This window comes from Mycolicibacterium thermoresistibile, from assembly GCF_900187065.1.
GTDB classification, from domain to species: domain Bacteria; phylum Actinomycetota; class Actinomycetes; order Mycobacteriales; family Mycobacteriaceae; genus Mycobacterium; species Mycobacterium thermoresistibile.
The window spans coordinates 2,182,907-2,204,607 of sequence record NZ_LT906483.1; the positions used below are offsets into that span (position 1 = coordinate 2,182,907).

At 69.3% G+C, this 21,701-nt stretch carries 21 protein-coding genes and 1 tRNA gene; 14 read left to right on the forward strand and 8 right to left on the reverse strand.

Going from position 1 to position 21,701, the window contains the following annotated elements:
* Position 1 precedes the first annotated feature (1 nt).
* Both CKW28_RS10195 and CKW28_RS10200 read right to left on the reverse strand, forming a co-directional pair.
* Positions 2 to 1,462, reverse strand: coding sequence for a cytochrome ubiquinol oxidase subunit I (locus CKW28_RS10195; protein ID WP_003923863.1), 1,461 nt, complete (start codon positions 1,460 to 1,462; stop codon positions 2 to 4).
* Between the two features lie 102 nt (positions 1,463 to 1,564).
* Positions 1,565 to 2,155: an HdeD family acid-resistance protein gene (locus CKW28_RS10200; RefSeq protein WP_040546010.1), complete on the reverse strand. Its 591-nt coding sequence runs from the start codon at positions 2,153 to 2,155 to the stop codon at positions 1,565 to 1,567.
* An 86-nt stretch (positions 2,156 to 2,241) separates the two neighbouring features.
* Here CKW28_RS10200 and macS point away from each other — a divergent pair, with 86 nt between their 5' ends.
* From macS to CKW28_RS10225, 5 genes are all read left to right on the forward strand, one after another.
* Entirely contained in the window at positions 2,242 to 3,384 is a 1,143-nt protein-coding gene (gene macS, locus CKW28_RS10205; RefSeq protein WP_003923861.1) for a MacS family sensor histidine kinase, read from the forward strand.
* The gene (locus CKW28_RS10210) at positions 3,377 to 4,033 is read left to right on the forward strand and encodes a response regulator (RefSeq protein WP_003923860.1); all 657 of its coding nucleotides are present in this window, start codon (positions 3,377 to 3,379) and stop codon (positions 4,031 to 4,033) included. The genes macS and CKW28_RS10210 overlap by 8 nt, the downstream gene beginning before the upstream one ends.
* A 78-nt stretch (positions 4,034 to 4,111) precedes the next feature.
* Positions 4,112 to 6,028 carry a DUF2339 domain-containing protein gene (locus CKW28_RS10215; protein ID WP_003923859.1) on the forward strand — a complete coding sequence of 639 codons (1,917 nt, stop codon included), beginning with the start codon at positions 4,112 to 4,114 and terminating at the stop codon, positions 6,026 to 6,028.
* Positions 6,029 to 6,084: 56 nt separating this feature from the next.
* Positions 6,085 to 6,585 carry a Dps family protein gene (locus CKW28_RS10220; protein ID WP_040546009.1) on the forward strand — a complete coding sequence of 167 codons (501 nt, stop codon included), beginning with the start codon at positions 6,085 to 6,087 and terminating at the stop codon, positions 6,583 to 6,585.
* A gap of 95 nt (positions 6,586 to 6,680) precedes the next feature.
* The gene (locus tag CKW28_RS10225; RefSeq protein WP_003923857.1) at positions 6,681 to 7,151 is read left to right on the forward strand and encodes an SRPBCC family protein; all 471 of its coding nucleotides are present in this window, start codon (positions 6,681 to 6,683) and stop codon (positions 7,149 to 7,151) included.
* 4 nt (positions 7,152 to 7,155) lie between these two features.
* Here the strand turns inward: CKW28_RS10225 and CKW28_RS10230 are convergent, their stop codons facing one another.
* Entirely contained in the window at positions 7,156 to 8,514 is a 1,359-nt protein-coding gene (locus CKW28_RS10230; protein WP_081475416.1) for an adenylate/guanylate cyclase domain-containing protein, read from the reverse strand.
* Positions 8,515 to 8,591: 77 nt separating this feature from the next.
* Here CKW28_RS10230 and CKW28_RS10235 point away from each other — a divergent pair.
* The 7 genes from CKW28_RS10235 to CKW28_RS10265 all read left to right on the forward strand — a co-directional run bounded on the left by CKW28_RS10235 (position 8,592) and on the right by CKW28_RS10265 (position 14,543).
* Positions 8,592 to 8,675 (forward strand) — tRNA-Leu (locus tag CKW28_RS10235).
* An 84-nt stretch (positions 8,676 to 8,759) separates the two neighbouring features.
* Entirely contained in the window at positions 8,760 to 9,380 is a 621-nt protein-coding gene (locus CKW28_RS10240) for a two-component system response regulator PdtaR (RefSeq protein ID WP_040546008.1), read from the forward strand.
* Between the two features lie 97 nt (positions 9,381 to 9,477).
* Positions 9,478 to 10,689 (forward strand): branched-chain amino acid ABC transporter substrate-binding protein, encoded by a 1,212-nt coding sequence (locus CKW28_RS10245; RefSeq protein WP_003923854.1) that lies wholly within the window; start codon positions 9,478 to 9,480, stop codon positions 10,687 to 10,689.
* 84 nt (positions 10,690 to 10,773) lie between these two features.
* Positions 10,774 to 11,811, forward strand: a complete 1,038-nt coding sequence (locus CKW28_RS10250) for a branched-chain amino acid ABC transporter permease (RefSeq protein ID WP_003923853.1) — start codon at positions 10,774 to 10,776, stop codon at positions 11,809 to 11,811.
* Positions 11,808 to 12,977, forward strand: a complete 1,170-nt coding sequence (locus tag CKW28_RS10255) for a branched-chain amino acid ABC transporter permease (RefSeq protein ID WP_003923852.1) — start codon at positions 11,808 to 11,810, stop codon at positions 12,975 to 12,977. The genes CKW28_RS10250 and CKW28_RS10255 overlap by 4 nt, the downstream gene beginning before the upstream one ends.
* The gene (locus CKW28_RS10260) at positions 12,974 to 13,801 is read left to right on the forward strand and encodes an ABC transporter ATP-binding protein (protein ID WP_003923851.1); all 828 of its coding nucleotides are present in this window, start codon (positions 12,974 to 12,976) and stop codon (positions 13,799 to 13,801) included. The genes CKW28_RS10255 and CKW28_RS10260 overlap by 4 nt, the downstream gene beginning before the upstream one ends.
* The gene (locus tag CKW28_RS10265; RefSeq protein ID WP_040546006.1) at positions 13,785 to 14,543 is read left to right on the forward strand and encodes an ABC transporter ATP-binding protein; all 759 of its coding nucleotides are present in this window, start codon (positions 13,785 to 13,787) and stop codon (positions 14,541 to 14,543) included. The genes CKW28_RS10260 and CKW28_RS10265 overlap by 17 nt, the downstream gene beginning before the upstream one ends.
* 92 nt (positions 14,544 to 14,635) lie before the next feature.
* Here the strand turns inward: CKW28_RS10265 and CKW28_RS10270 are convergent, their stop codons facing one another.
* Genes CKW28_RS10270 through CKW28_RS10290 form a run of 5 tightly spaced genes read right to left on the reverse strand, consistent with a single transcriptional unit; the run spans position 14,636 to position 17,904 of the window.
* Positions 14,636 to 14,872: a DUF167 domain-containing protein gene (locus CKW28_RS10270; protein ID WP_003923849.1), complete on the reverse strand. Its 237-nt coding sequence runs from the start codon at positions 14,870 to 14,872 to the stop codon at positions 14,636 to 14,638.
* On the reverse strand, positions 14,865 to 15,548 hold the full coding sequence (locus CKW28_RS10275; RefSeq protein WP_003923848.1) for a YwaF family protein: 684 nt from the start codon (positions 15,546 to 15,548) through the stop codon (positions 14,865 to 14,867). Before CKW28_RS10275 ends, CKW28_RS10270 begins: the two co-directional genes overlap by 8 nt.
* Positions 15,538 to 16,737: a lipid-transfer protein gene (locus CKW28_RS10280; protein WP_003923847.1), complete on the reverse strand. Its 1,200-nt coding sequence runs from the start codon at positions 16,735 to 16,737 to the stop codon at positions 15,538 to 15,540. The genes CKW28_RS10275 and CKW28_RS10280 overlap by 11 nt, the downstream gene beginning before the upstream one ends.
* Positions 16,734 to 17,174 carry a Zn-ribbon domain-containing OB-fold protein gene (locus CKW28_RS10285; protein WP_003923846.1) on the reverse strand — a complete coding sequence of 147 codons (441 nt, stop codon included), beginning with the start codon at positions 17,172 to 17,174 and terminating at the stop codon, positions 16,734 to 16,736. Before CKW28_RS10285 ends, CKW28_RS10280 begins: the two co-directional genes overlap by 4 nt.
* Before the next feature lie 25 nt (positions 17,175 to 17,199).
* A complete protein-coding gene (locus CKW28_RS10290) occupies positions 17,200 to 17,904 on the reverse strand; it encodes an alpha/beta fold hydrolase (RefSeq protein WP_003923845.1) in 705 nt (234 codons plus the stop codon).
* 70 nt (positions 17,905 to 17,974) lie between these two features.
* Between CKW28_RS10290 and CKW28_RS10295 the strand changes: the two genes are divergently transcribed.
* Both CKW28_RS10295 and polA read left to right on the forward strand, forming a co-directional pair.
* On the forward strand, positions 17,975 to 18,859 hold the full coding sequence (locus CKW28_RS10295; protein ID WP_003923844.1) for a LysR family transcriptional regulator: 885 nt from the start codon (positions 17,975 to 17,977) through the stop codon (positions 18,857 to 18,859).
* A gap of 40 nt (positions 18,860 to 18,899) precedes the next feature.
* Complete coding sequence (gene polA / locus CKW28_RS10300; RefSeq protein WP_003923843.1) at positions 18,900 to 21,626, forward strand: DNA polymerase I; 2,727 nt, start codon at positions 18,900 to 18,902, stop codon at positions 21,624 to 21,626.
* Positions 21,627 to 21,701: the final 75 nt, after the last annotated feature.

Sequence of the window (21,701 nt, forward strand, 5' to 3'; positions counted from 1 at the left end):
CTCAGTAGGCGAACGACAGTTGGGCCATCTCGTCGTCACCGGGCGGCGACGGCGGGACCGGTTCGGAGTCGTGCTCCTGGGGCCCTTCCACCACGTAGCGGCGCATCAACCAGAACCAGATCACCGCGAGCACCCCGTAGATCAGGGTGAACACGGTCAGCGAGAACAGCACCGTGCCCGGCGCGTGACCGGAGACGCCCTCCTGGACGGTCAGCCGCACCAGCTCGTCACCGTCGGGGGCGGGCACCACCACCCACGGTTGGCGGCCCATCTCGGTGAAGATCCAACCGGCCGAACTGGCCAGGAACGGGGTCGGGATGGTGGCGATGCCGAACCGGCCGAACCAGAGTTGGTGCGGGATGCGGCCGCGCCGGGTCAGCCACAGCGCCACCAGCGCGAACGCGACCGGGACCAGCATCAGGCCGATCATGGCGCGGAACGACCAGTACGTGACGAACAGGTTCGGCCGGTAATTGCCCGGCCCGAACCGCTGTTCGTACTGCTGTTGGAGGTCCTCCACCCCTTCCAGGGTGACGCCGCTGAACGTGCCCTCGGCCAGGAACGGCAGCACATACGGTACCTCGATGAGGTGGACCACGCTGTCGCAGTTGTTGTGCCGGCCGACGGTGAGCACCGAGAAGCCCGGATCGGTCGCGGTGTAGCACAGCGATTCCGCCGAGGCCATCTTCATCGGCTGCTGGACGAACATCAGTTTGCCCTGGATGTCGCCGGTGAAGAACAGCGCGACCGAGGAGACCAGCACCACCACGCAGGACGCGATGGTGGCGGGCCGGTACAGCGTCGGCGCCGGCGCCGACTCATCGGGGTTGCGGTGCGAACGGACCATCAGCCAGGCGCACACCCCGGCGACGAAGGCGCCGGCGGTGAGGAACGATGCCGCCACCGCATGCAGGAAGGCCCAGATCGCGGTGTTGTTGGTGAGCAGCGCGACGAAGTTCTCCAACTCGGCCCGGCCCGTCTCGGGGTTGAATCGGGCTCCCACCGGGTGCTGCATGAACGAGTTCGCGGCGATGATGAAGTACGCCGAGGCGTTCACCGCGAACGCGACGATCCAGATGCACGCCAGGTGCACCCACCGGTTGAGCCGGCCCCAGCCGAAGACCCACAGCCCGATGAAGGTCGACTCGAAGAAGAAGGCGACCAGGCCCTCGAACGCCAGTGGGGCGCCGAAGATGTCGCCGACGAACCGGGAGTACTCGCTCCAGTTCATGCCGAACTGGAACTCCTGAACCACCCCGGTGGCCACCCCGAGTGCGAAGTTGATCAAGAAGAGTTTGCCGAAAAACCTGGTCAGCCGGTACCAGGCGGTGTTGCCGGTGACCATCCAGGCGGTCTGCATGGCCGCCAGGATCGGCGCCAACCCGATCGTGAGCGGTACGAAGATGAAGTGGTAGACGGTGGTGATCCCGAATTGCCACCGTGACAGATCCAGCGCGTCCATCGGCCCCTCCCGTACCCTCCTGAGACTACTACTGGATGTAGTAGAGATGGTTGTAATGTTGCTCACCGGCGGCCGGGCGCCGCCGGTGAGCCGTCCGATCCCCTAGCCGCCGGTGGTGAGTTCCTCGAGCCTGCGGGTCGCCTTCCGCACGCTGAACGCGGCGACGATCTCGAACACACCGAGCACGATCAGCCAGACACCGGTGACCAGCATCAGCACGGTGAGCGACGAGAACGGGAACGCCAGCATCACGATGCCGGCCAGCAGGCTGACGATCCCGAAGAAGATGTGCCAGCCGCGGCCGGGCAGATCCGGATCGCTCACCGCCGACACCGCGGTGGCCACGCCGCGGAAGACGAATCCGATGCCGATCCAGATGGCCAGCAGCAGCACCACCAGCGCGACATCGCCCTCCCACAGCTGCCGGATCGACAGCACGGCGAGGATGAGCGCGGCGGCGCCGCCGATGAACAGCAACACCCGACCGCCGGCCGAGACGTCCAGCGTGAACGCGACGATCACCTGGGTGATCCCGGCCACCAACAGATATGCGCCGAACAGGATGGCGGCGGCGACGATCGACTCACCGGGCCACACCAGGATGAGCACCCCGAGGATGACCGCGAGGACACCGGAGACCAGGGTGGACTTCCACAGGTACGGCAACAGCCGTGGCGAAGCAGCAGTGTTCATTCCCGAAGTTTCGCACAGCAACTCGCGTCGTGACGGCATTCTGGACATCGAGTGTGCGGTGCGTCCGGTGACTAACCTTGACCGATATGGCCGCCGAACGCGTTGACCCCGCCACCCCGCTGTGGCGGGCGGCGCAGGTGTTCCGGTTGCTCAGCTGTCTGTACGCGGTGGGATTCCAGATCGCGGTCAACGGCGATCTGCGCCACCCGGCGGCGGGCTGGCTGATGCTGGCGGTGCTGCTCGCCTGGAGCGCAGCCTGTGCGGTCGGCTATCTCAACGGATTCGCTCGCCGGCCCGGCTGGGTGATCGCGGAGATCGTGGTCGTCATCGCGCTGATGCTGGCCACCGGCCTGATCGCCGACGCGGCCTGGGTCGCCGACAACCAGTCGCTGCCCACCACCCTGTGGGCCACCAACGCCACCATCTCGGCGGCGATCCAGTTCGGCCCCGTTCGCGGCATGCTGACCGGGGTGGCGGTGATGCTGGCCGCCGCCGCGCTGAAGGGGCACATCAGCATCAACCTGGGCCGGAACGCCACCATCGTCATCGAACTCGCGGTGGGCCTGGCCGTCGGCATGGCCGCCCAGACCGCGCGGCGTGCCCACGCCGAACTGCGACGGGCGGCCCGGCTGGCCGCGGTGACCGAGGAACGGGAACGGCTGTCCCGGCAGGTCCACGACGGTGCGATCCAGGTGCTGGCGCTGGTGGCGCGCCGGGGCCGTGAGATCGGGGGAGAGGTCACCGAACTCGCCGAGCTCGCCGGTGAGCAGGAGCGGGCGCTGCGCCGGCTGGTCAGCGCCACCGAGAGCGCACCGGGCGGTGCCGACCACACGGTCGACGTGGCGACCCTGTTGCGCCGCCGCGCCTGCGACCGGGTGACGATGAGCCTGCCCGGCACACCGGTGCCGATGGACGCCGACGTCGCCGCGGAACTCGATGCGGCGGTGGGTAATGCGCTGGACAATGTCGCGCTGCACGCCGGCCCGGACGCCCGCGCGTTCGTGCTGGTGGAGGATCTCGGCGACACCGTGACGGTGAGCATCCGCGACGACGGTGCGGGCATCGCACCCGGCCGGCTCGACGAGGCGGTCCGGGAGGGCCGGATGGGCATCGCGAAATCGATTGTCGGCAGGATGGAGTCGCTGGGCGGCGAGGCCGTCCTCACCACCTCGGAACGGGGCACGGAATGGGAGCTCACCGTGCCGCGGAAGGACGGTCGTCATGGGTGAACCGCAGCAGCCCACGGTGATGGTGGTCGACGACCACCCGATCTGGCGGGAAGCCGTCGCACGGGACCTCGCCGAGGCGGGATTGTCCGTGGTGGCCACCGCCGATGGTGTCGCGGCGGCGCGGCGGCGGGCGGCCGCGGTGCGCCCGGATGTGGTGCTGATGGACATGCGCCTGCCCGATGGCGACGGTGCCCGGGCCACCGCCGAGGTGCGCGCCGTGTCGCCGGACTCGCGCGTGCTGGTGCTGTCAGCCTCCGAGGAGCGGGACGACGTCCTGGAGGCCGTGAAGGCCGGCGCCACCGGCTATCTGGTCAAGAGTGCGTCGAAAACCGAACTCGTCGACGCGGTCCACGCGACCGCCCAGGGGCGTGCGGTGTTCACACCCGGGCTGGCGGGACTGGTGCTGGGGGAGTACCGGCGGATATCCCGCCAGCCCGGCGCCGGGCCGGACGCACCGCGGCTGACCGAACGGGAGACCGAGATCCTGCGGTACGTCGCCAAGGGCCTGACCGCCAAGCAGATCGCCGCGCAGCTCTCGCTGAGCCACCGCACCGTGGAGAACCACGTGCAGGCCACCTTCCGTAAGCTGCAGGTCGCCAACCGGGTGGAGTTGGCCCGCTACGCCATCGAACACGGCCTCGACGAATAGCCGCCGATCCGGGCCCGGCGGCGGAATCGAGTAGTCCTACTCATACCGTCGGGCAGCCGGCGCTGCCAGCATTGCCCCATGACCGATCCGCATGCCGTCCTCACCCGGTTGGTCGCCGACTTCGCAGCCCTCTCCGGCCAATTTGCCAAGGTGTCGCGCGATCTCGCCGAATTGGACCGGGTCCTGGCTGTGCCGCCGGCTGCTCCCCGGCCGTATCCCGGTGCGTATCCCGCGCCCTATCCGGCCCACTATCCGGCTCACCATCCGGCCCCGTACTCGGCGCCGGTCACTCAGACGACCCCGACCGCGCCACCACCCTCGAGCCCGGCCCCGGCCCCGACCCTGACCCCGACCCCGACTGCGCCGCCGCCCGATCCGGCGGCGCCGCACCACGTGTCGGCGCGGTCCGAGGGCTGGGTCGGCAAAGCGCTGGCGGTGGCCGGGGTGGGGGTCACGTTGATCGGTGTCGTGCTGCTGCTGGTGCTCGCCGCGCAGGCCGGCATCCTGCGGCCGGAGGTCAGGGTCGGCGCCGGGGCACTGCTGGCCGGGGCGCTGGTCGGGGCGGCGGTCAGGCAGAACGCCCGGCCCGGCGGCCAGGTCGGCGCCGTCGCGCTGGCCGCCACCGGGGTCGCCGCCGCGTACATGAACGTCATCGCGGTCAGCACGATCTACCACTGGCTGCCGGCCGCGGCCGGGCTGGTGCTCGCCGCGGTCATCGGCGGCGGCGGACTGATGCTGGCCCGCCGCTGGGACTCCGAGCACCTCGGTCTGCTGGTGCTGGTGCCGCTGGTGCTGCTCGCCCCGGTCATCACCGACGGAATCACCGTGGTGCTCATCGGATTCATGCTGGCGTTGGGCGCGGCGTCGCTGCCCGTGCAGCTGGGGCGGGACTGGATCTGGTTGCACGCCGCCCGCACCGCGTCGGTGACGCTGCCGATCCTGGGTGCGTTGCTGGGCGCATCATTCGCCCAGGACCGCGTTCCCGCGCTCACCGCCGCCTGCGGCATCGCCGCGGTGCTGGCGTTGGCCGCGGCACTGCTGTTGGCGCCCAGCACACGCAACCACACCGCGCTGGGCCTGCTCACCGCGGCCGGCACGCTGCCGGTGCTGTGCGTGTCGTGGGCGGAGCGACCCGCGGTGTCGGCGCTGATGGCCGCCGCGCTGAGCGCCGCCCTGCTGGCCATGGCGGCCGGCGCCGGGCTGATCCGGGTCGAGCTGGTCCGGACCGGTCCGTTGCGCCGCATCCTGTCGGTGTGGGCGGCCGTCGCCGCACTGATCGCGGTCACGGTCGCCTTCGACGCACCGGTCGCCGCGCCGGTGCTGCTGGCGATGGCGACGGTGGTGGCGGTGGCGGGCCGGCACGACCGCACCGCCCGCTGGATCGCGCTCGGCTTCGCGGTCGTCGGCGGGTTGTACTACCTCGGCGTCGCCCCGCCCTACCGGGTGCTGCGGCCGATCGCGGTGGCGGCCCCGACCGCGGTCGCGGTGCTGATCGCCAGCGTGCTGCTCATCTGCTGCGTGGTGGCGATCGTCTGGACCTGGCGCGCCCACGTACCCGCGGCGGGACCGCTGCCGTGGCTGGGCGCCGCCACGGTGCTGCTGTACGCGGTGACCACGTTCACGGTGACCGCCGGGGTGCTGGCCGGCGGCGTGGGCGGTGGCTTCTTCGCCGGGCACATGGCGGCCACGATCTGCTGGATCGGCCTGGCCGCCGCGCTGCTGTGGTACGCGGCCCGACGGCCCCGAGCCGACCGTGCGATGCCGCTCGGCGGTGGGCTGGCGCTGGTCGCCGCCGCCGTGGCGAAACTGTTCCTGTTCGATCTCGGCACCCTCGACGGGATCTTCCGGGTGGTGGTGTTCATCGTCGTCGGCCTGGTGCTGCTGGGCACGGGCGGCGGTTACGCCCGGTGGCTCACCCACGCCGCCGGCGAATCCCACCCGGCCGGCGAATCCCGCGGCACCGGCAAACACCAGGCCGACAACGAACCCGTGTGAGAGCCTTCACCCGGCCGCCCGGAAGCAAAGCCGGTGCCCCGTTCGTTGAAACGGACATGAGTACCACGAGGATCACCGCACGACGAAACGAAACCGACGTACGTCCTTTCCACGCCTCGCCCGAACTGGCGGCGAACCTCCAGCGGGTGCTGGTCGAGCTGATCGAACTGCAGCTGCAGGGTAAGCAGGCGCACTGGAACGTGGTGGGCACCAACTTCCGTGACCTGCACCTGCAACTCGATGAACTGGTCGACTACGCCCGCGAGGCCGGCGATGTCGTCGCCGAACGGATGCGCGCGCTCGACGCGGTGCCCGACGGCAGGGCCGACACCGTCGCCGACAGCACCACGTTGCCGAAGTTCCCCGCTTATGAGGTGAACACCGCCGAAGCGGTGGACCTGATCACCGGGCACATCCACGCCGCGGTGGAGACCGTGCGCGGTGTCCGCGACCAGGTCGAGGCGGAGGACCCCGCCAGCGCCGACATCCTCCACGACATCATCGTGAACCTGGAGAAGCAGGCCTGGCTGATCAAGATGGAGAACCGCAAGGTCTAGACGGTGGGTGACGCCATCGACCGGGTTCGCACCCGCGGGTGATCCAATCCCACCCGCGGGTGTTCGATGCCGCGTGACGGGGTACTAGAAGCCCCGTGACCGTGAAGCGTGATGTACCCGCCTCCCGCCGACAGCTGTGGGAGGTGATCGCCGACGGCTGGACCTACTCGCAATGGGTGGTCGGGAACAGCCGGATGCGCGCCGTCGACCCGGATTGGCCCGCGCCCGGCTCGACCATCCGGCACTCGATCGGGTTGTGGCCGCTGGTGATCAACGATGTGACGGTGGTCGAAGAGTGCGTGCCGCTCGAGCGGATCGTGCTGCACGCCAAGGGTGGTCCGATGGGCGGTGCCCGCATCGAGCTCAGGCTGTCGGACAACCCGGATGGCGGCTGCCATCTCGAGATGGACGAGTATCCGGTCAGCGGGCCGGGCAAGTTCATCCCGAATCCGTTGGCGCAGTTGGCGATCTGGCCGCGTAACCGGGAGACGACGTGGCGGCTGGCCGCACTGGCGGAACGGTTGACGCCGAACCAGATCGACACCCGGGAGCAGAGCCGGCGCTGACCGGTCAGCCGTGGGTCCGGGCGGCGGTCGAGGCCTCCGTGCCACCCTGCCGACCCGAACCCTGCCGACCCGAACCCTGCCGACCCGAACCCTGCCGATCCGAACCCTGACGATCCGAGCGGCGCCCGAGCAGATACCAGGTGTGCATCACGCCCTTGCCCTTGACCTCGATCGCACCGCGCTCCTCGAACACGAACGAATCCCGCAGCCGGTCCCGCACATCCTGTGCGACCTGAATCCGGCCGACGACGTCGGTGCTCTCCATCCGGGACCCGACGTTGACGGCGTCCCCCCAGACGTCGTAGAAGAACTTCCGCGCCCCGACCACGCCGGCGACCACCGGGCCTGCGGCCAGTCCGATCCGCAACGGCACGGTGCGGCCCTGCGGATCCCGCAGCCGCCCGACCGCGGCCGCCATGTCCAGTGCGAAGTCCGCCAGCGCCTCGAGATGATCCGGCCGGGGCTGCGGCACCCCGCTGACCACCATGTACGAGTCACCGCTGGTCTTCACCTTCTCCAGGCCGTGCCGGTCGACCAGCGCGTCCAGTTCGGTGTACAGCCGGTCCAGGAACAGCACCAACTCGGACGGGGTGGTGGCGCCGGCCCACCGGGTGTAGCCGGCGATGTCGGCGAACAGCACCGACGCGTCGTCGTACTTGTCGGCGATGACCGTCCGGGCCGGATCCTTGAGCCGGCGGGCCACACTGGCCGGCAGGATGTTGAGCAACAGCGACTCCGAGCGCTGATACTCGGCTTCCATCGCCGCCTCGGTGCGTGCGATCTCCCGCAGCGCGTACCACAACGTGGCGAAGATGATCAGCGCCGACGACACCGCCGACGTCACGAAACCGGCCGTCAGCATCCACGCCGGTCCCAGCCCGCGGTCCTCGGGCACCACCAGTTCCAGCACGATGATCCCCACCACGCCGACGGCGACGATCCCGGCCGCCAGCACGATGCGGTCCACCCCCAGCAGCAGCACCACCAGCGAGGCCGCCACCAGCAGGTACAGCTGCAGACCCGATCCGGTGCCGATGGAGAAACACATGAACCCCACCGACAGATAGGCGAACAGGAAGAACGACAGCGGCGCGAGCAGTTCACCGAACCGGTACAGCAGCGGGATCAGCGTGAAAACCACCGCCACCGCCAGGTTGATCACGCCCAGCAGCCGGGTCTGACCGCCCAACACCAGCTGCAACGTCCCGAAACCCGCCGACACCGCGGCCGCGATCCACGCCGCGATCGTCAGCATCCTGTAGCGGCTGCGGATGCTCTCGGCATAGCGCTGCGTGCGCGCCGGCACACCCTGCCGGGCCACCGTCGGCGAACATGCCGGCCCCCGGGCGTCACTGACAGCCACTCCAGCAGGGTATGCCGGTCACGACGCCCGCGCCGGTGCGATGCGCGATGCGGGCTGCGCTAGCATCGAACCGCGTGGCCCGAGTGGCGAAATTGGCATACGCGCCGGACTCAAAATCCGGTGGTGGCAACACCGTGTGGGTTCGAGTCCCACCTCGGGCACAACAAGGGGGCTGACAGGGGGCGTAGGAAAATGGCCGGTCCCGACGTGACTGGCCGCGTGTCCGGCCGTCACAATGGTCAGTCATGACCGGTGCAACGACCGATACCCCACCGCGCAGAGTGCTCGTCGCCGAGGACGAGGCGCTGATCCGGCTCGATCTGGCGGAGATGCTGCGCGACGAAGGCTACGACGTGGTCGGTGAAGCCGGCGACGGGCAGGAGGCCGTGGAGCTCGCCGAGAGCCTGCGGCCCGACCTGGTGATCATGGACGTCAAGATGCCGCGCCGGGACGGGATCGACGCCGCCCGCGAGATCGCCGCCAAGCGTATCGCCCCGGTCGTGGTGCTCACCGCGTTCAGCCAACGTGATCTGGTGGAACAGGCCCGCGATGCCGGCGCCATGGCCTACCTGGTGAAACCGTTCAGCATCACCGACCTGATCCCGGCGATCGAGGTGGCGGTGAGCCGGTTCGCCGAGATCACCGCCCTGGAGTCCGAGGTCGCCGAACTGTCCGAGCGGTTGGAGACCCGCAAGCTCGTCGAGCGCGCCAAGGGGTTGTTGCAGGCCAAGCACAACATGACCGAGCCCGAGGCGTTCAAGTGGATCCAACGGGCGGCGATGGACCGGCGCACCACGATGAAACGGGTCGCCGAGGTGGTGCTGGAAAACCTCGACACGCCGAAGGATCAGACCCCGTCGAACTGACCGGCGTTGATTTGGCCCGACCCGCCCGCCTTCCGCGCGCACCATCGTGTGTCGTTGGTTATGTTCTAGCGACGACAACACGAACCGGAGGTGAAGCGTGCACGGTCGGGTGGCACGGAATGTGGTGGCGCTCGGTGGTGCGGGTGTGATCGCGCTGGCCCTTGCCGGCTGCACTCAGCCCGCGGCCGAGGACGACGGGGCGCAGGGCGACCTGAAGATCGTCGAACGCGTGGCGATCGACGAGAACGGGGCGGAGGTCCAACCCCCTGACGTCACCGCCGCCGCGGATCCGGCCGGCGACGGCTCGGCCACCTGCCCGCCGGTGTCGATCGCCATGGCGGGTGCGCTCACCGGCCCGGATTCGGCGCTCGGCATCAACATCCGCAACGGCGTGCAACTCGCCGTCGACAAACACAATGAGGCCAATCCGGGCTGTCAGGTCGAGTTGAAGACGTTCGACACCGAGGGCGATCCGCAGAAGGCGTCCGCGATCGCCCCGCAGATCGTCGACGACCAGAGCATCGTCGGCCTGGTGGGTCCCGCCTTCTCCGGGGAGACCAAGTCCACCGGCGGGGTGTTCAGTCAGGCCGGGCTGGTGGCCACCACCGCGTCGGCGACCAACGTCACCCTCAGCGAGAACGGGTGGCGTACCTTCTTCCGCGGACTGGGCAACGACGGATCCCAGGGGCAGGCGGTGGCCAACTACCTGCGCAACACGTCGGGTGACCGGAAGGTGTGTGTGGTCGACGACAGCACCGACTACGGCGTCGGCCTGGCCCAGGTGGTGCGGGAGACGCTCGGCCCGGTCGCCGACGGGGCGTGCAACATCTCGATCAAGAAGGGCGACAAGGACTTCGCCGCGGCGATCAACCAGATCCGCACCGCCGCACCCGATTCGGTGTTCTTCAGCGGCTACTATCCCGAGGCCGCGCCGTTCGTCCAGCAACTCCGCGACGGCGGCGTGGAGGCGACGTTCGTCAGCGCCGACGGCAGCAAGGACCCCGAGTTCATCAAACAGGCCGGCGACGCCGCCGCCGGCACCCTGCTGTCCTGCCCGTGCAGCCCGGCGCCGGCGGAGTTCGCCGAGGAGTACCGCCAGAAGTTCAACCGGGATCCGGGCACCTACAGCACCGAGGGCTACGACCTGGGCACCATCCTGCTCACGGGCATCGACTCCGGCGCCGTGACCCGGCCCGCACTGCTGGAATACGTCCGCGGCTACAGCGGCACCGGGGTGGCGCGCACCTACCAGTGGTCGCCGACCGGTGAACTCACCGACACGTTGATCTGGATCTACGAGGTCCAGTAACTCGTCGACCCGCAGCGCGTCCAGGGCCGCGCACCTCGGACGCGCTCCGGTTCGCCCAGATCCCGCTCGAGGAGTAGCCGCCGGATGACCCACCAGTGCGTGGCCCTTTACACCTGTCACGCCGCCGACATCACCTTCAACCTGCAGGGCCTGCGGGAGGGCCTGCTGCAGTTGACCATCGACGGGCTGTCCTGGGGCGCCATCTACGCATTGGTGGCGGTCGGCTACACGCTGGTCTACGGCGTGCTGAAGCTGATCAACTTCGCCCACGCCGAGGTGTTCATGCTGGGCATGTTCGGCTCGTACTTCTGCCTCGACGTCATCCTCGGGTTCACGCCCCGGGGCAACGCCTACGACCTCGGGATCGGGCTGACGGTGCTGTATCTGGGCATCGCGATGCTGTTCGCCATCGCGGTGTCCGGCACCGCCGCAGCGGGCCTGGAGTTCATCGCCTACCGGCCGCTCCGGCGGCGCAACGCGGCGCGGTTGTCGTTCCTCATCACCGCGATCGGCATGTCGTTCGTGCTGCAGGAGTTCGTGCACTTCATCCTGCCCAAGATCCTCGACGGCTACGGCGGTTCGAACGCCCAGCAGCCGATCCGCCTGGTGACACCGGAAACCCAGTTCACGCTCGGCGACGTCCGGGTCAGCAACGTGACACTGATCATCGTGTTCGCGGCGTTGGTGCTCGCGCTGATCACCGATGTGGTGATCAACCGGACCCGGCTCGGACGCGGCATCCGTGCGGTGGCCCAGGATCCCGACACCGCCACCCTGATGGGGGTGTCACGGGAGCGGGTCATCCTCACCACCTTCGTGATCGGCGGTCTGCTGGCCGGCGCCGCGGCGCTGCTGTACACGCTGAAGATGCCGCAGGCCATCATCTACTCCGGCGGATTCCTGTTGGGCATCAAGGCCTTCACCGCCGCGGTGCTCGGCGGTATCGGCAACCTGCGCGGCGCGCTGCTGGGCGGCCTGCTGCTCGGGGTGATGGAGAACTACGGTCAGGCGGTGTTCGGCACCCAATGGCGTGACGTGGTCGCCTTCGTCCTGCTGGTGCTGGTGCTGTTCTTCCGGCCGACCGGGATACTCGGTGAAAGCCTCGGAAAGGCGCGAGTGTGAATCGGCTGTTGGCTCCGGGTGATGTGGTGCGGCGGTGGTGGGATTCGCGCACCCGGGGGCATAAGTGGGCGGTCGGACTGCTCGGGTTCGGCGTGCTGGCGCTGCTGCCGCTGTACACCCCGCCGTTTCTGGACACCCCCGGGATCAGCTTCGGCGGCACCATGGCCCAGTTCGCGATGTTCGCGCTGATCGCGATCGGCCTCAACGTGGTGGTCGGCCAGGCCGGGCTGCTGGACCTCGGCTATGTCGGGTTCTACGCCGTCGGCGCCTACACGGTGGCGCTGCTCACCAGCCCGGAGAGTCCGTGGAACCGGATGGGCTGGACGGTGTTCTTCTCCAGCGACTGGGCCTGGCTGTCGTGTGTGCCGCTGGCCATGGCGGTCACCGCGTTCTCCGGGCTGATCATCGGAACCCCGACGCTGCGGCTGCGCGGCGACTATCTGGCCATCGTGACGCTGGGATTCGGCGAGATCATCCGCCTGGTCGCCGACAACCTGTCCGGCGTCACCAACGGCGCCCGCGGCCTGCACCAGGTGGCCTACCCGCGGGTGGGGGAGAGCGAGCGGCTGCCCGACGGGGTGTTCTCCAGCGGCAACTCGGCCGGCGCGGCCAACTACGGCACCTGGTGGTTCTGGTTGGGCCTGGTGCTGATCGCGGTGATCCTGGTACTGGTCGGCAACCTCGAACGCAGCCGGGTCGGACGGGCCTGGATCGCCATCCGCGAGGACGAGGACGCCGCAGAGGTGATGGGCGTCAACACCTTCAAGTTCAAGGTCTGGGCGTTCGTGATCGGCGCCGCGATCGGCGGGCTGTCCGGCGCGTTGTACGCCGGGCAGGTCCAGTACGTCGCGCCGCCGACGTTCAACATCATCAACTCAATGCTGTTCCTGTGCGCGGTGGTGCTCGGCGGGCAGGGCAACAAACTCGGGGTGGTGCTGGGCGCCTTCGTCATCGTGTATCTGCCCAACCGGCTGCTCGGCGTGGAGCTCCTCGGTGTGAACCTCGGCGATCTGAAGTATCTGTTCTTCGGTCTGGCGCTGGTGGTGATGATGATCTTCCGTCCCGCGGGGCTGTTCCCGGCGCGCCAGCAGCTGCTGGCCTACGGCAGATCCGCCCGCGAGATGCTGCGCGCCCGGCCCGACGATCGGGAGCCGGTGTCGTCATGAGCATCGAGGAACTGGCCGGGGTGCACCGCGATATCCGCGCCGCCGAGGGTGAGATCCTGTTGGAGACGGTCGATCTCACGGTCAAGTTCGGCGGGCTGGTGGCTCTGGACTCGGTCAGCTTCAACATCCGGCGCGGTGAGATCCTCGGTCTGATCGGACCCAACGGCGCCGGGAAGACCACCTGTTTCAACGCGATCACCGGTGTCTACCGGCCGGCGTCGGGTGCGGTGATCTTCGACGGGCAGAAGTTGGGCCGGATCAAGCGGCATCAGATCACCCGGCTCGGGATCGCCCGCACCTTTCAGAACATCCGGTTGTGGGGTGAGATGACGGCGCTGGAGAACGTCGTCGTCGGCACCGACGCCCGGCACAAGACCTCGGTGCCCGGCGCGCTGTTCCGCAGCCCGCGGCACCGCCGGGAGGAGCGGTCGGCGATCGAACGCGCCACCGCGCTCTTGCATTTCGTCGGGATCGCACACCGGGCAGAGGAGAAGGCCAAGAACCTGCCCTACGGTGATCAGCGCCGTCTGGAGATCGCCCGGGCGCTGGCCACCGAACCGAAACTGTTGTGCCTGGACGAGCCGGCGGCCGGTTTCAACCCCAGCGAGAAGGCCGCGCTGATCGACCTGATCCGCAAGATCCGCGACGACGGGTACACCGTGCTGCTCATCGAACACGACATGAAGCTGGTCATGGGGGTCACCGATCGCATCGTGGTGCTGGAGTTCGGCCGCAAGATCGCCGACGGCCCGCCGGCGGCGATCCGCGAGGATCCCGCGGTGATCGCCGCGTATCTGGGGGTGCCCGATGACGAGATCGGCTGAAGCGGCTGACCGGGAGTCGCCCCGGGTGATGTTGGAGGTCCGCGACGTCGAGGTGCACTACGGCCGGATCCGGGCCCTGCACGGGGTCTCGTTGCGGGTGCACGAGGGCGAACTGGTGACCCTGCTGGGCTCCAACGGCGCCGGTAAGACCACGATGATGCGCGCCATCTCCGGGTTGCGTCCGCTGACCCGCGGTTCGGTCTGGTTCGACGGCCGCGATATCACCCGGGTCAGCGCCCACCGCAGGGTCGCCGACGGGTTGATCCAGGTTCCGGAGGGCCGTGGCGTCTTCCCCGGTATGACCGTCCTGGAGAACCTCGACATGGGTTGCTACGGGAGGCGATTCGCTTCCCGTGCCGAACACCGGGAGCGGCTGGACTGGGTGCTGCAGACGTTTCCGCGGCTGGCCGAACGGCGGGATCAGGTGGGCGGAACGCTGTCCGGTGGGGAACAGCAGATGCTGGCCATCGGGCGGGCGCTGATGGCGCGGCCGAAGGTGCTGCTGCTCGACGAGCCGTCGATGGGGTTGGCGCCGATGGTGATCTCGCAGATCTTCGGCATCATCGCCGACATCAACGCCCAGGGCACCACGGTCCTGCTGGTGGAGCAGAACGCCCAGCAGGCGCTGAGCCGCTCCGACCGCGCCTACATCCTGGAGACCGGCGAGATCACCCGCTCCGGTCCGGCCCGGGAGCTGTTGGCCGACGACAGCATCCGCGCCGCCTACCTCGGCGTCGCCTGACCCCGACCTCTCCTCCCGCGACGGTCCGTGTCTGCACGCCGACACGCCGTGAACGCCGTACAGATAGGGTCACTCGCGGGGAGAAAAAGGCGTCAACCGATGCGGAACCGCTTGATGCGGGCACTCGCTCCCGCCACCAGTTCCACCCGGCTCCGCGGCACGTCGAAATGGTCGGCCAGCACCTTGATCACCGCGGCGTTGGCCTTGCCCTCGACGGCCGGCTCGCGCACATACACGGTCAGCGTGCCGTCGTCGGCGGTCTGGACCAGCGGGCCCTTGCGGCTGTTGGGTTTGACCCGCACCGCGACGGTCTTGGACTGCTCAGTCATCCCGTCTACGTTGCCACGGCCAGGTCATCAACGCCCACACGGCCAGGATCAGCACGGACGCGACGAGGATGTACACCGGCCACGGACCCATCAGATCCAGCAGTGACGGTGTGCCCGGTTTGCCGTTGAGGAACCCGTAGTTGGTGCCGGCGATCCGGTTGAACGTGAACGTCACCGCCGCCCACACCAGGGTGATCAGCACGGTGATGCGGTAGCTGCGCCAGCTGGGCCGCAGCCCGCGCCCCCAGGTGAGATAGATGGCCGCCCAGACCACCAGCAGGTGGATGGCCCAGAACGCCAGATACTCGTAGTGCGGGAAGTCGGGGCTGCGCAGCACCGGTGTGATCAGCGCCTGCGCGCTGAGCACCAGCCCCCAGTAGTAGGTCAGCGCGTACGCCCAGTGTCGTTGTGACCACAACGCGTACGCGGCGGCGACGGTCGCCAGGTCGGTGAGCCGCAGTGGCACCGAACGCTCCACCGTCGGCGGAACGAGCGCATGAACGAGCATCGCCGCGTAGATCAGCGCGGTGACGCCGCCGAGGATCCGGCCCAACCACCGGGCGTGCTCGGCGGTCTGCCGCCGGCCGACCCGGACCAACGTCACCGCGCCGACCACGAACACCGCCAGGGCGCCCCAGTGCGAGGGCCCGTAGACGGCGAACTGGTCAGCGGGCAACGATGACCGACGAACCGTGCCCGAACAGACCCTGGTTGGCGGTGATCCCGACTTTCGCGTTCTCCACCTGGCGGCCGGTGGCCTGACCCCGCAGCTGCCAGGTCAGTTCACACACCTGCGCGATCGCCTGGGCCGGGATGGCCTCCCCGAAACAGGCCAGCCCGCCGGACGGGTTGACCGGGATCCGGCCGCCGAGCGCGGTGGCGCCGCTGCGCAACAGCTGCTCGGCCTCACCCTTGGCGCACAGTCCGAGATGCTCGTACCAGTCCAGCTCCAGCGCCGTGGACAGGTCGTAGACCTCCGCCAGTGAGAGGTCCTCCGGCCCGATGCCGGCCTCGGCGTAGGCGGCGTCGAGGATCTGATCCTTGAACACCCGCTCCGGCGCGTCCACCACCGCGGTGGAATCCGTGGCGATGTCCGGCAGTTCGGGCAGATGCTGCGGGTAGCGCGGGGTGACGGTGGAGACCGCCCGCACCGACGGCACCCCCTGCACCGAGCCGAGGTGTTTCTCGGCGAAGCTCCTGCTGGCCACGATCAACGCCGCGGCGCCGTCGGAGGTGGCGCAGATGTCGAGCAGCCGCAGCGGATCGGAGACCACCGGGCTGGCCAGCACGTCCTCGATGGAGGTCTCCTTGCGGTACCGGGCGTACGGGTTGTGCAGACCGTGCCGGGCGTTCTTGACCTTGACCGCCGCGAAGTCCTCCGCGGTGGCGCCGTAGAGGTCCATCCGCCGCCGCGCCAACAGCGCGAAGTACACCGTGTTGGTCGCACCGATGAGGTGGAACCGCTGCCAGTCCGGATCGTTCTTGCGTTCCCCGCCGACCGGGGCGAAGAACCCCTTCGGGGTGGTGTCGGCGCCGATCACCAGCGCCACATCGCAGAACCCGGCCAGGATCTGGGCCCGCGCGCTCTGCAACGCCTGAGATCCGCTGGCACACGCCGCGTACGACGACGACACCGGAACCCCGTTCCAGCCCAGCTTCTGGGCGAACGTCGACCCGGCGACGAAACCCGGGTAACCGTTGCGGATGGTGTCGGCGCCGGCGACGAACTGGATCTGCCGCCAGTCCAGGCCGGCCTCGGCCAGCGCCGCCCGGGCGGCGGCCACGCCGTACTCGGTGAAGTCGCGTCCCCACTTCCCCCACGGGTGCATGCCCGCGCCGAGGATGTAGACCGGTTCCGGGCTCATTCGGCGATCCTCCAGGCGTAGACGGTGCGTTCGACACCCTCGTCGTCGACGAACAGGGTCATGGTGGTCAGCTCCATCTCCATGCCGACCTTCAGGTCGGCGGCCAGGGTGCCCTCGACGACCTTGCCGAGCACGATCAGCCCTTCGTCGGCGAGAGCCACCGCGGCGACCGCGAACGGTTCGAACGGATCCGGCGCCGGATACGGCGGCGGGGGAGCGTACCGGTTCTCGGTGTAGCTCCACAGCGTGCCGCGCCGCGACAACGGGACCTGTTCGAGTTCGTCACCGGCGCAGGCCGGATTCGGGCAGTTGTTGGCGCGCGGCGGGAAGACGTAGGTGCCGCACTGCGGGCATCTGGCGCCGACGAGGTGTGGGGACCCTGATTCGTCGGTGGCCCACCAGCCGTCGATCGCGGGAGCTTGGGTTGTACCTGACACGCGCAAAGCGTACGCGATCCGGGAATCAAACTGAAACGTGTTGCAGTTTTGTTCCGCTCGCCGGGACGGCGGTGTCGAGCAGGATCCGCAGCACCGCATCGGTGTGCTCGCGGAGCAGATTGTGCGGTGCGTCCAGGGCGTGCGTCGTCCAGGCCGGATCCCGGCGGAGTCGTTCGTAGGTGGGCCGCAGCGGAGATTCGCCGTCCCACCCGGTGGCGTAGACGTACACCCGGCGACGGATCGACTCGAGGGTCCCGGACAACCGGATCGGCTGCATCAGCGCGGCGAGTGGATGCCCGGTGGCCCGCTCGTCGAAGAACGGCAGCGGCGGCACCGCCAGCCCGGTGGCGTCGACGGAGCCGTACCACGCGCGCTGGTCGTCGGTGGTGAGGGTCCAGCAGGACTCCCCGTCCCGGGGCACGAACGCGTCCAGGTAGACCAGCGAATCCACCCGGGGCCCGGCGCGATCGGCGACCCCGGTGATGACCATGCCGCCGTAGCTGTGCCCGACCAGCACCGCGTCCCGCACCCGGTGGGCGTGCAGGGCGGCCAGCACGTCGGTGATGTGGGTGTCGAGGTTCACCCCGGCGTGCAGCAGATGCGCCCGTTCGCCCACACCGGTCGGGCAGATCGCCAGCACCCAGTGCCCGTGCGCCCGCAATCGATCGGCCAGATCGTCGTACCACCAGGCACCGTGGCAGGCGCCCGGAACCAGAACGAATGTGCTCATGACACCAGCGTCGGCCGAGCTGAACTATAAGTCCAATACAGATTGGAGCTCAGAACTATAGTGATCGCTTATGGAACTGCGGCAGCTCCACTACTTCGTCGCTGTCGTCGAGGAAGCCAACTTCACCCGGGCCGCGCAGCGGCTCAGAATCGCCCAGCCGGCGGTCAGCGCGCAGATCCGGCGGCTGGAATCCGAACTCGGGCAGCCGCTGCTGGACCGGTCGCGGCGGACCGTTCGGCTGACCGCGGCCGGGGCCGCCGTCCTTCCCCACGCCCGCGCCGCCCTCGCCGCGGCGGCCGCCGCGCGTCACGCCGTCGACGATCTCACCGGGCTGCTGCGGGGCACGGTGTCGATCGGCACCGTCACCTCGCACACCGTGGACCTGCCCGCGCTGCTGGCGGACTTCCACGCCGAGCATCCGAACGTGGAGGTGACGTTGAGCACCGACAGCTCCGACGCGCTGATCGACAAGCTGCGGACCGGCCGGCTCGATGTGGCGATCGTCTCGATCGGCCCGCGGGAACGGCCGGACGGACTGGACATCGCCGTCATCACCGAGGAGGCCGTCGACGCCGCGGTGGCGCCCGGTGACCCCTTCGCCGGCCGGCCCCACGTCGGACTGGCGGAACTCGCCGACCGGCCCGTCATCACGCTGCCGACCGGTGCGGGTTTGCGCCGCCAGTTCGACCGGGCCTGTGCGCGGGCCGGGGTGACCCCGCGGATCGCGTTCGAGGCGGCCACCCCGCAGGCGGTGGCGGATCTCGCCGAGCACGGCCTCGGGGTGGCGATCGTGCCGCGGTCGGTCGCCCGCGGCCGCGACACGCTGCGGGCGGTCCGGCTGAGGCCGCAGGTGCGTGGGCGGTTGGTGTGGGCCTGGCGGGCCGGCGACACGCTCAGCCCGCCGGCGCGGGTGCTGGTTCGGCGCGCCCGGGAGTCGGGCTCTCGAACGCCGTAGGGAACTTCAGGGTGTCGGCGCGGGTGCATAAGGTAGGGCCGTGAGCCCCGCCAAGACCACCGAGCAGCCCGCACCCGCCGAGCAGACGTCGGAGCAGCCGACACTGCTGCTGTTGGACGGCAATTCCCTGGCGTTCCGGGCCTTCTACGCGCTGCCCGCGGAGAACTTCAAGACCAAGAGCGGGCTGACCACCAACGCGGTCTACGGGTTCACCGCGATGCTGATCAATCTGCTGCGCGACGAGAATCCCACCCATGTCGCCGCCGCGTTCGACGTGTCCCGGCAGACGTTCCGGCTCGACAAGTACCCGGAGTACAAGGCCGGCCGGGCGGCCACCCCCGACGAGTTCCGCGGCCAGATCGAGATCACCAAGGAAGTGCTCGCCGCGCTCGGCATCACGGTGCTGGCCGAGCCGGGCTACGAGGCCGACGACATCATCGCCACCCTGGCCACCCAGGCCGAAGCGGAGGGCTTCCGGGTGCTCATCGTCACCGGCGACCGCGACTCCCTGCAACTGGTCACCGACAACGTCACGGTGCTCTACCCGCGCAAGGGCGTCAGCGAGCTCACCCGGTTCACCCCGGAGGCGGTCTACGAGAAGTACGGTCTGACCCCCGAGCAGTACCCCGACTACGCCGCGCTGCGCGGCGACCCGAGCGACAACCTGCCGGGCATCCCCGGCGTCGGGGAGAAGACCGCGGCGAAGTGGATCCGCGAATACGGTTCGCTGCAGGGGCTCGTCGACAACGTCGACGCGGTGCGCGGCAAGGTGGGTGACGCGCTGCGCGCGAACCTGTCCAGCGTGGTGCTCAACCGCGAGCTCACCGACCTGGTCCGGGATGTGCCGCTGGCGCACACCCCGGAGACCCTGCGGATGCAGCCGTGGGACCGCGATCAGATCCACCGGCTGTTCGACGACCTCGAGTTCCGGGTGCTGCGGGACCGGCTGTTCGAAACCCTGTCGTCGGCCGATCCGGAGGTCGAGCACGGGTTCGACGTGCGCGGCCGGGCACTGGAACCCGGTGAGCTCGCCGCCTGGCTGGCCGAACACAGCCTCGGCAACCGCTTCGGGCTGGCCGTGGTCGGCACCCACCGCACATTCGACTCCGACGCCACCGCGCTGGCGATCGTCGCCGCCGACGGGGAGGGCCGCTACATCGACACCGCCACCCTGCACCCGGACGACGAGGCCGCGTTGGCGTCCTGGCTGGCCGATCCCGGCCCGCCCAAGGCGCTGCACGAGGCCAAACAGGCCATGCACGATCTGGCCGGGCGGGGCTGGCGCCTCAACGGGGTCACCTCCGACACCGCGCTGGCCGCCTACCTGGTGCGGCCCGGGCAGCGCAGCTTCGCCCTCGACGATCTCACGCTGCGCTATCTACGGCGCGAGCTGCGTGCCGAAGAGCCTGAGCAGCAACAACTCTCGCTGCTCGACGAGTCGGACGGCGTCGACGAGCAGGCCGTGCAGACCCTGCTGCTGCGGGCCTGCGCGGTGATGGATCTGGCCGACGCGCTCGACGAGGAGCTGGCCCGCATCGACTCGCTGTCCCTGCTGGAGCGGATGGAGCTGCCGGTGCAGCGGGTGCTGTTCGAGATGGAGACCGCCGGCATCGCGGTCGACCTCGACCGGCTCGGCGAGCTGCAGAGCGAGTTCGCCGGTCAGATCCGCGACGCCGCCGAGGCCGCCTACGCGGTGATCGGCAAGCAGATCAACCTGGGCTCGCCCAAACAGCTGCAGGGGGTGTTGTTCGACGAGCTCGGCATGCCCAAGACCAAACGCACCAAGACCGGCTACACCACCGACGCCGACGCGCTGCAGAGTCTCTTCGAGAAGACCGGACATCCGTTCCTGCAGCATCTGCTCGCCCACCGCGACGCCACCCGGCTCAAGGTCACCGTCGACGGGCTGCTGAACTCGGTGGCCGCCGACGGCCGGATCCACACCACCTTCAACCAGACCATCGCGGCGACCGGGCGGCTGTCGTCGACCGAGCCGAATCTGCAGAACATCCCGATCCGCACCGAGGCGGGCCGCATGATCCGCGACGCGTTCGTCGTCGGCGACGGGTACGCCGAGTTGATGACCGCCGACTACAGCCAGATCGAGATGCGGATCATGGCGCACCTGTCCGGTGACGAGGGCCTGATCGAAGCCTTCCGCACCGGGGAGGACCTGCATTCGTTCGTCGCGTCGCGGGCGTTCTCGGTGCCCATCGAGGAGGTCACCCCGGAGCTGCGGCGCCGGGTCAAGGCGATGTCCTACGGGCTGGCCTACGGGCTGAGCGCCTACGGGCTGGCCCAGCAGCTCAAGATCTCCACCGAAGAGGCCAAGGTGCAGATGGAGCAGTACTTCGCCCGGTTCGGCAAGGTGCGCGACTATCTGCAGTCGGTGGTCGAACAGGCCCGCAAGGACGGTTACACCTCCACGGTGCTGGGCCGCCGCCGGTACCTGCCCGAACTGGACAGCAGCAATCGGCAGGTGCGCGAGGCCGCCGAACGTGCCGCCCTCAACGCCCCGATCCAGGGCAGCGCCGCCGACATCATCAAGGTCGCGATGATCAACGTCGACGAGGCGATCAAAGCCGCGGGCCTGAAATCGCGGATGCTGCTGCAGGTGCACGACGAGCTGTTGTTCGAGGTCGCGCCGGGGGAGCGGGACACCCTGGAACAGCTGGTGCGCGAGCAGATGGGCGGCGCCTACCCGCTGGACGTGCCGCTGGAGGTCAGCGTCGGATTCGGCCGGTCCTGGGACGCCGCGGCGCACTGAACCGGATCCCGCCCGGACTCCCCGGCCGCCCACGGAACCCCACCGAACCCCACGAAACCCCCACGAAACCCCCAC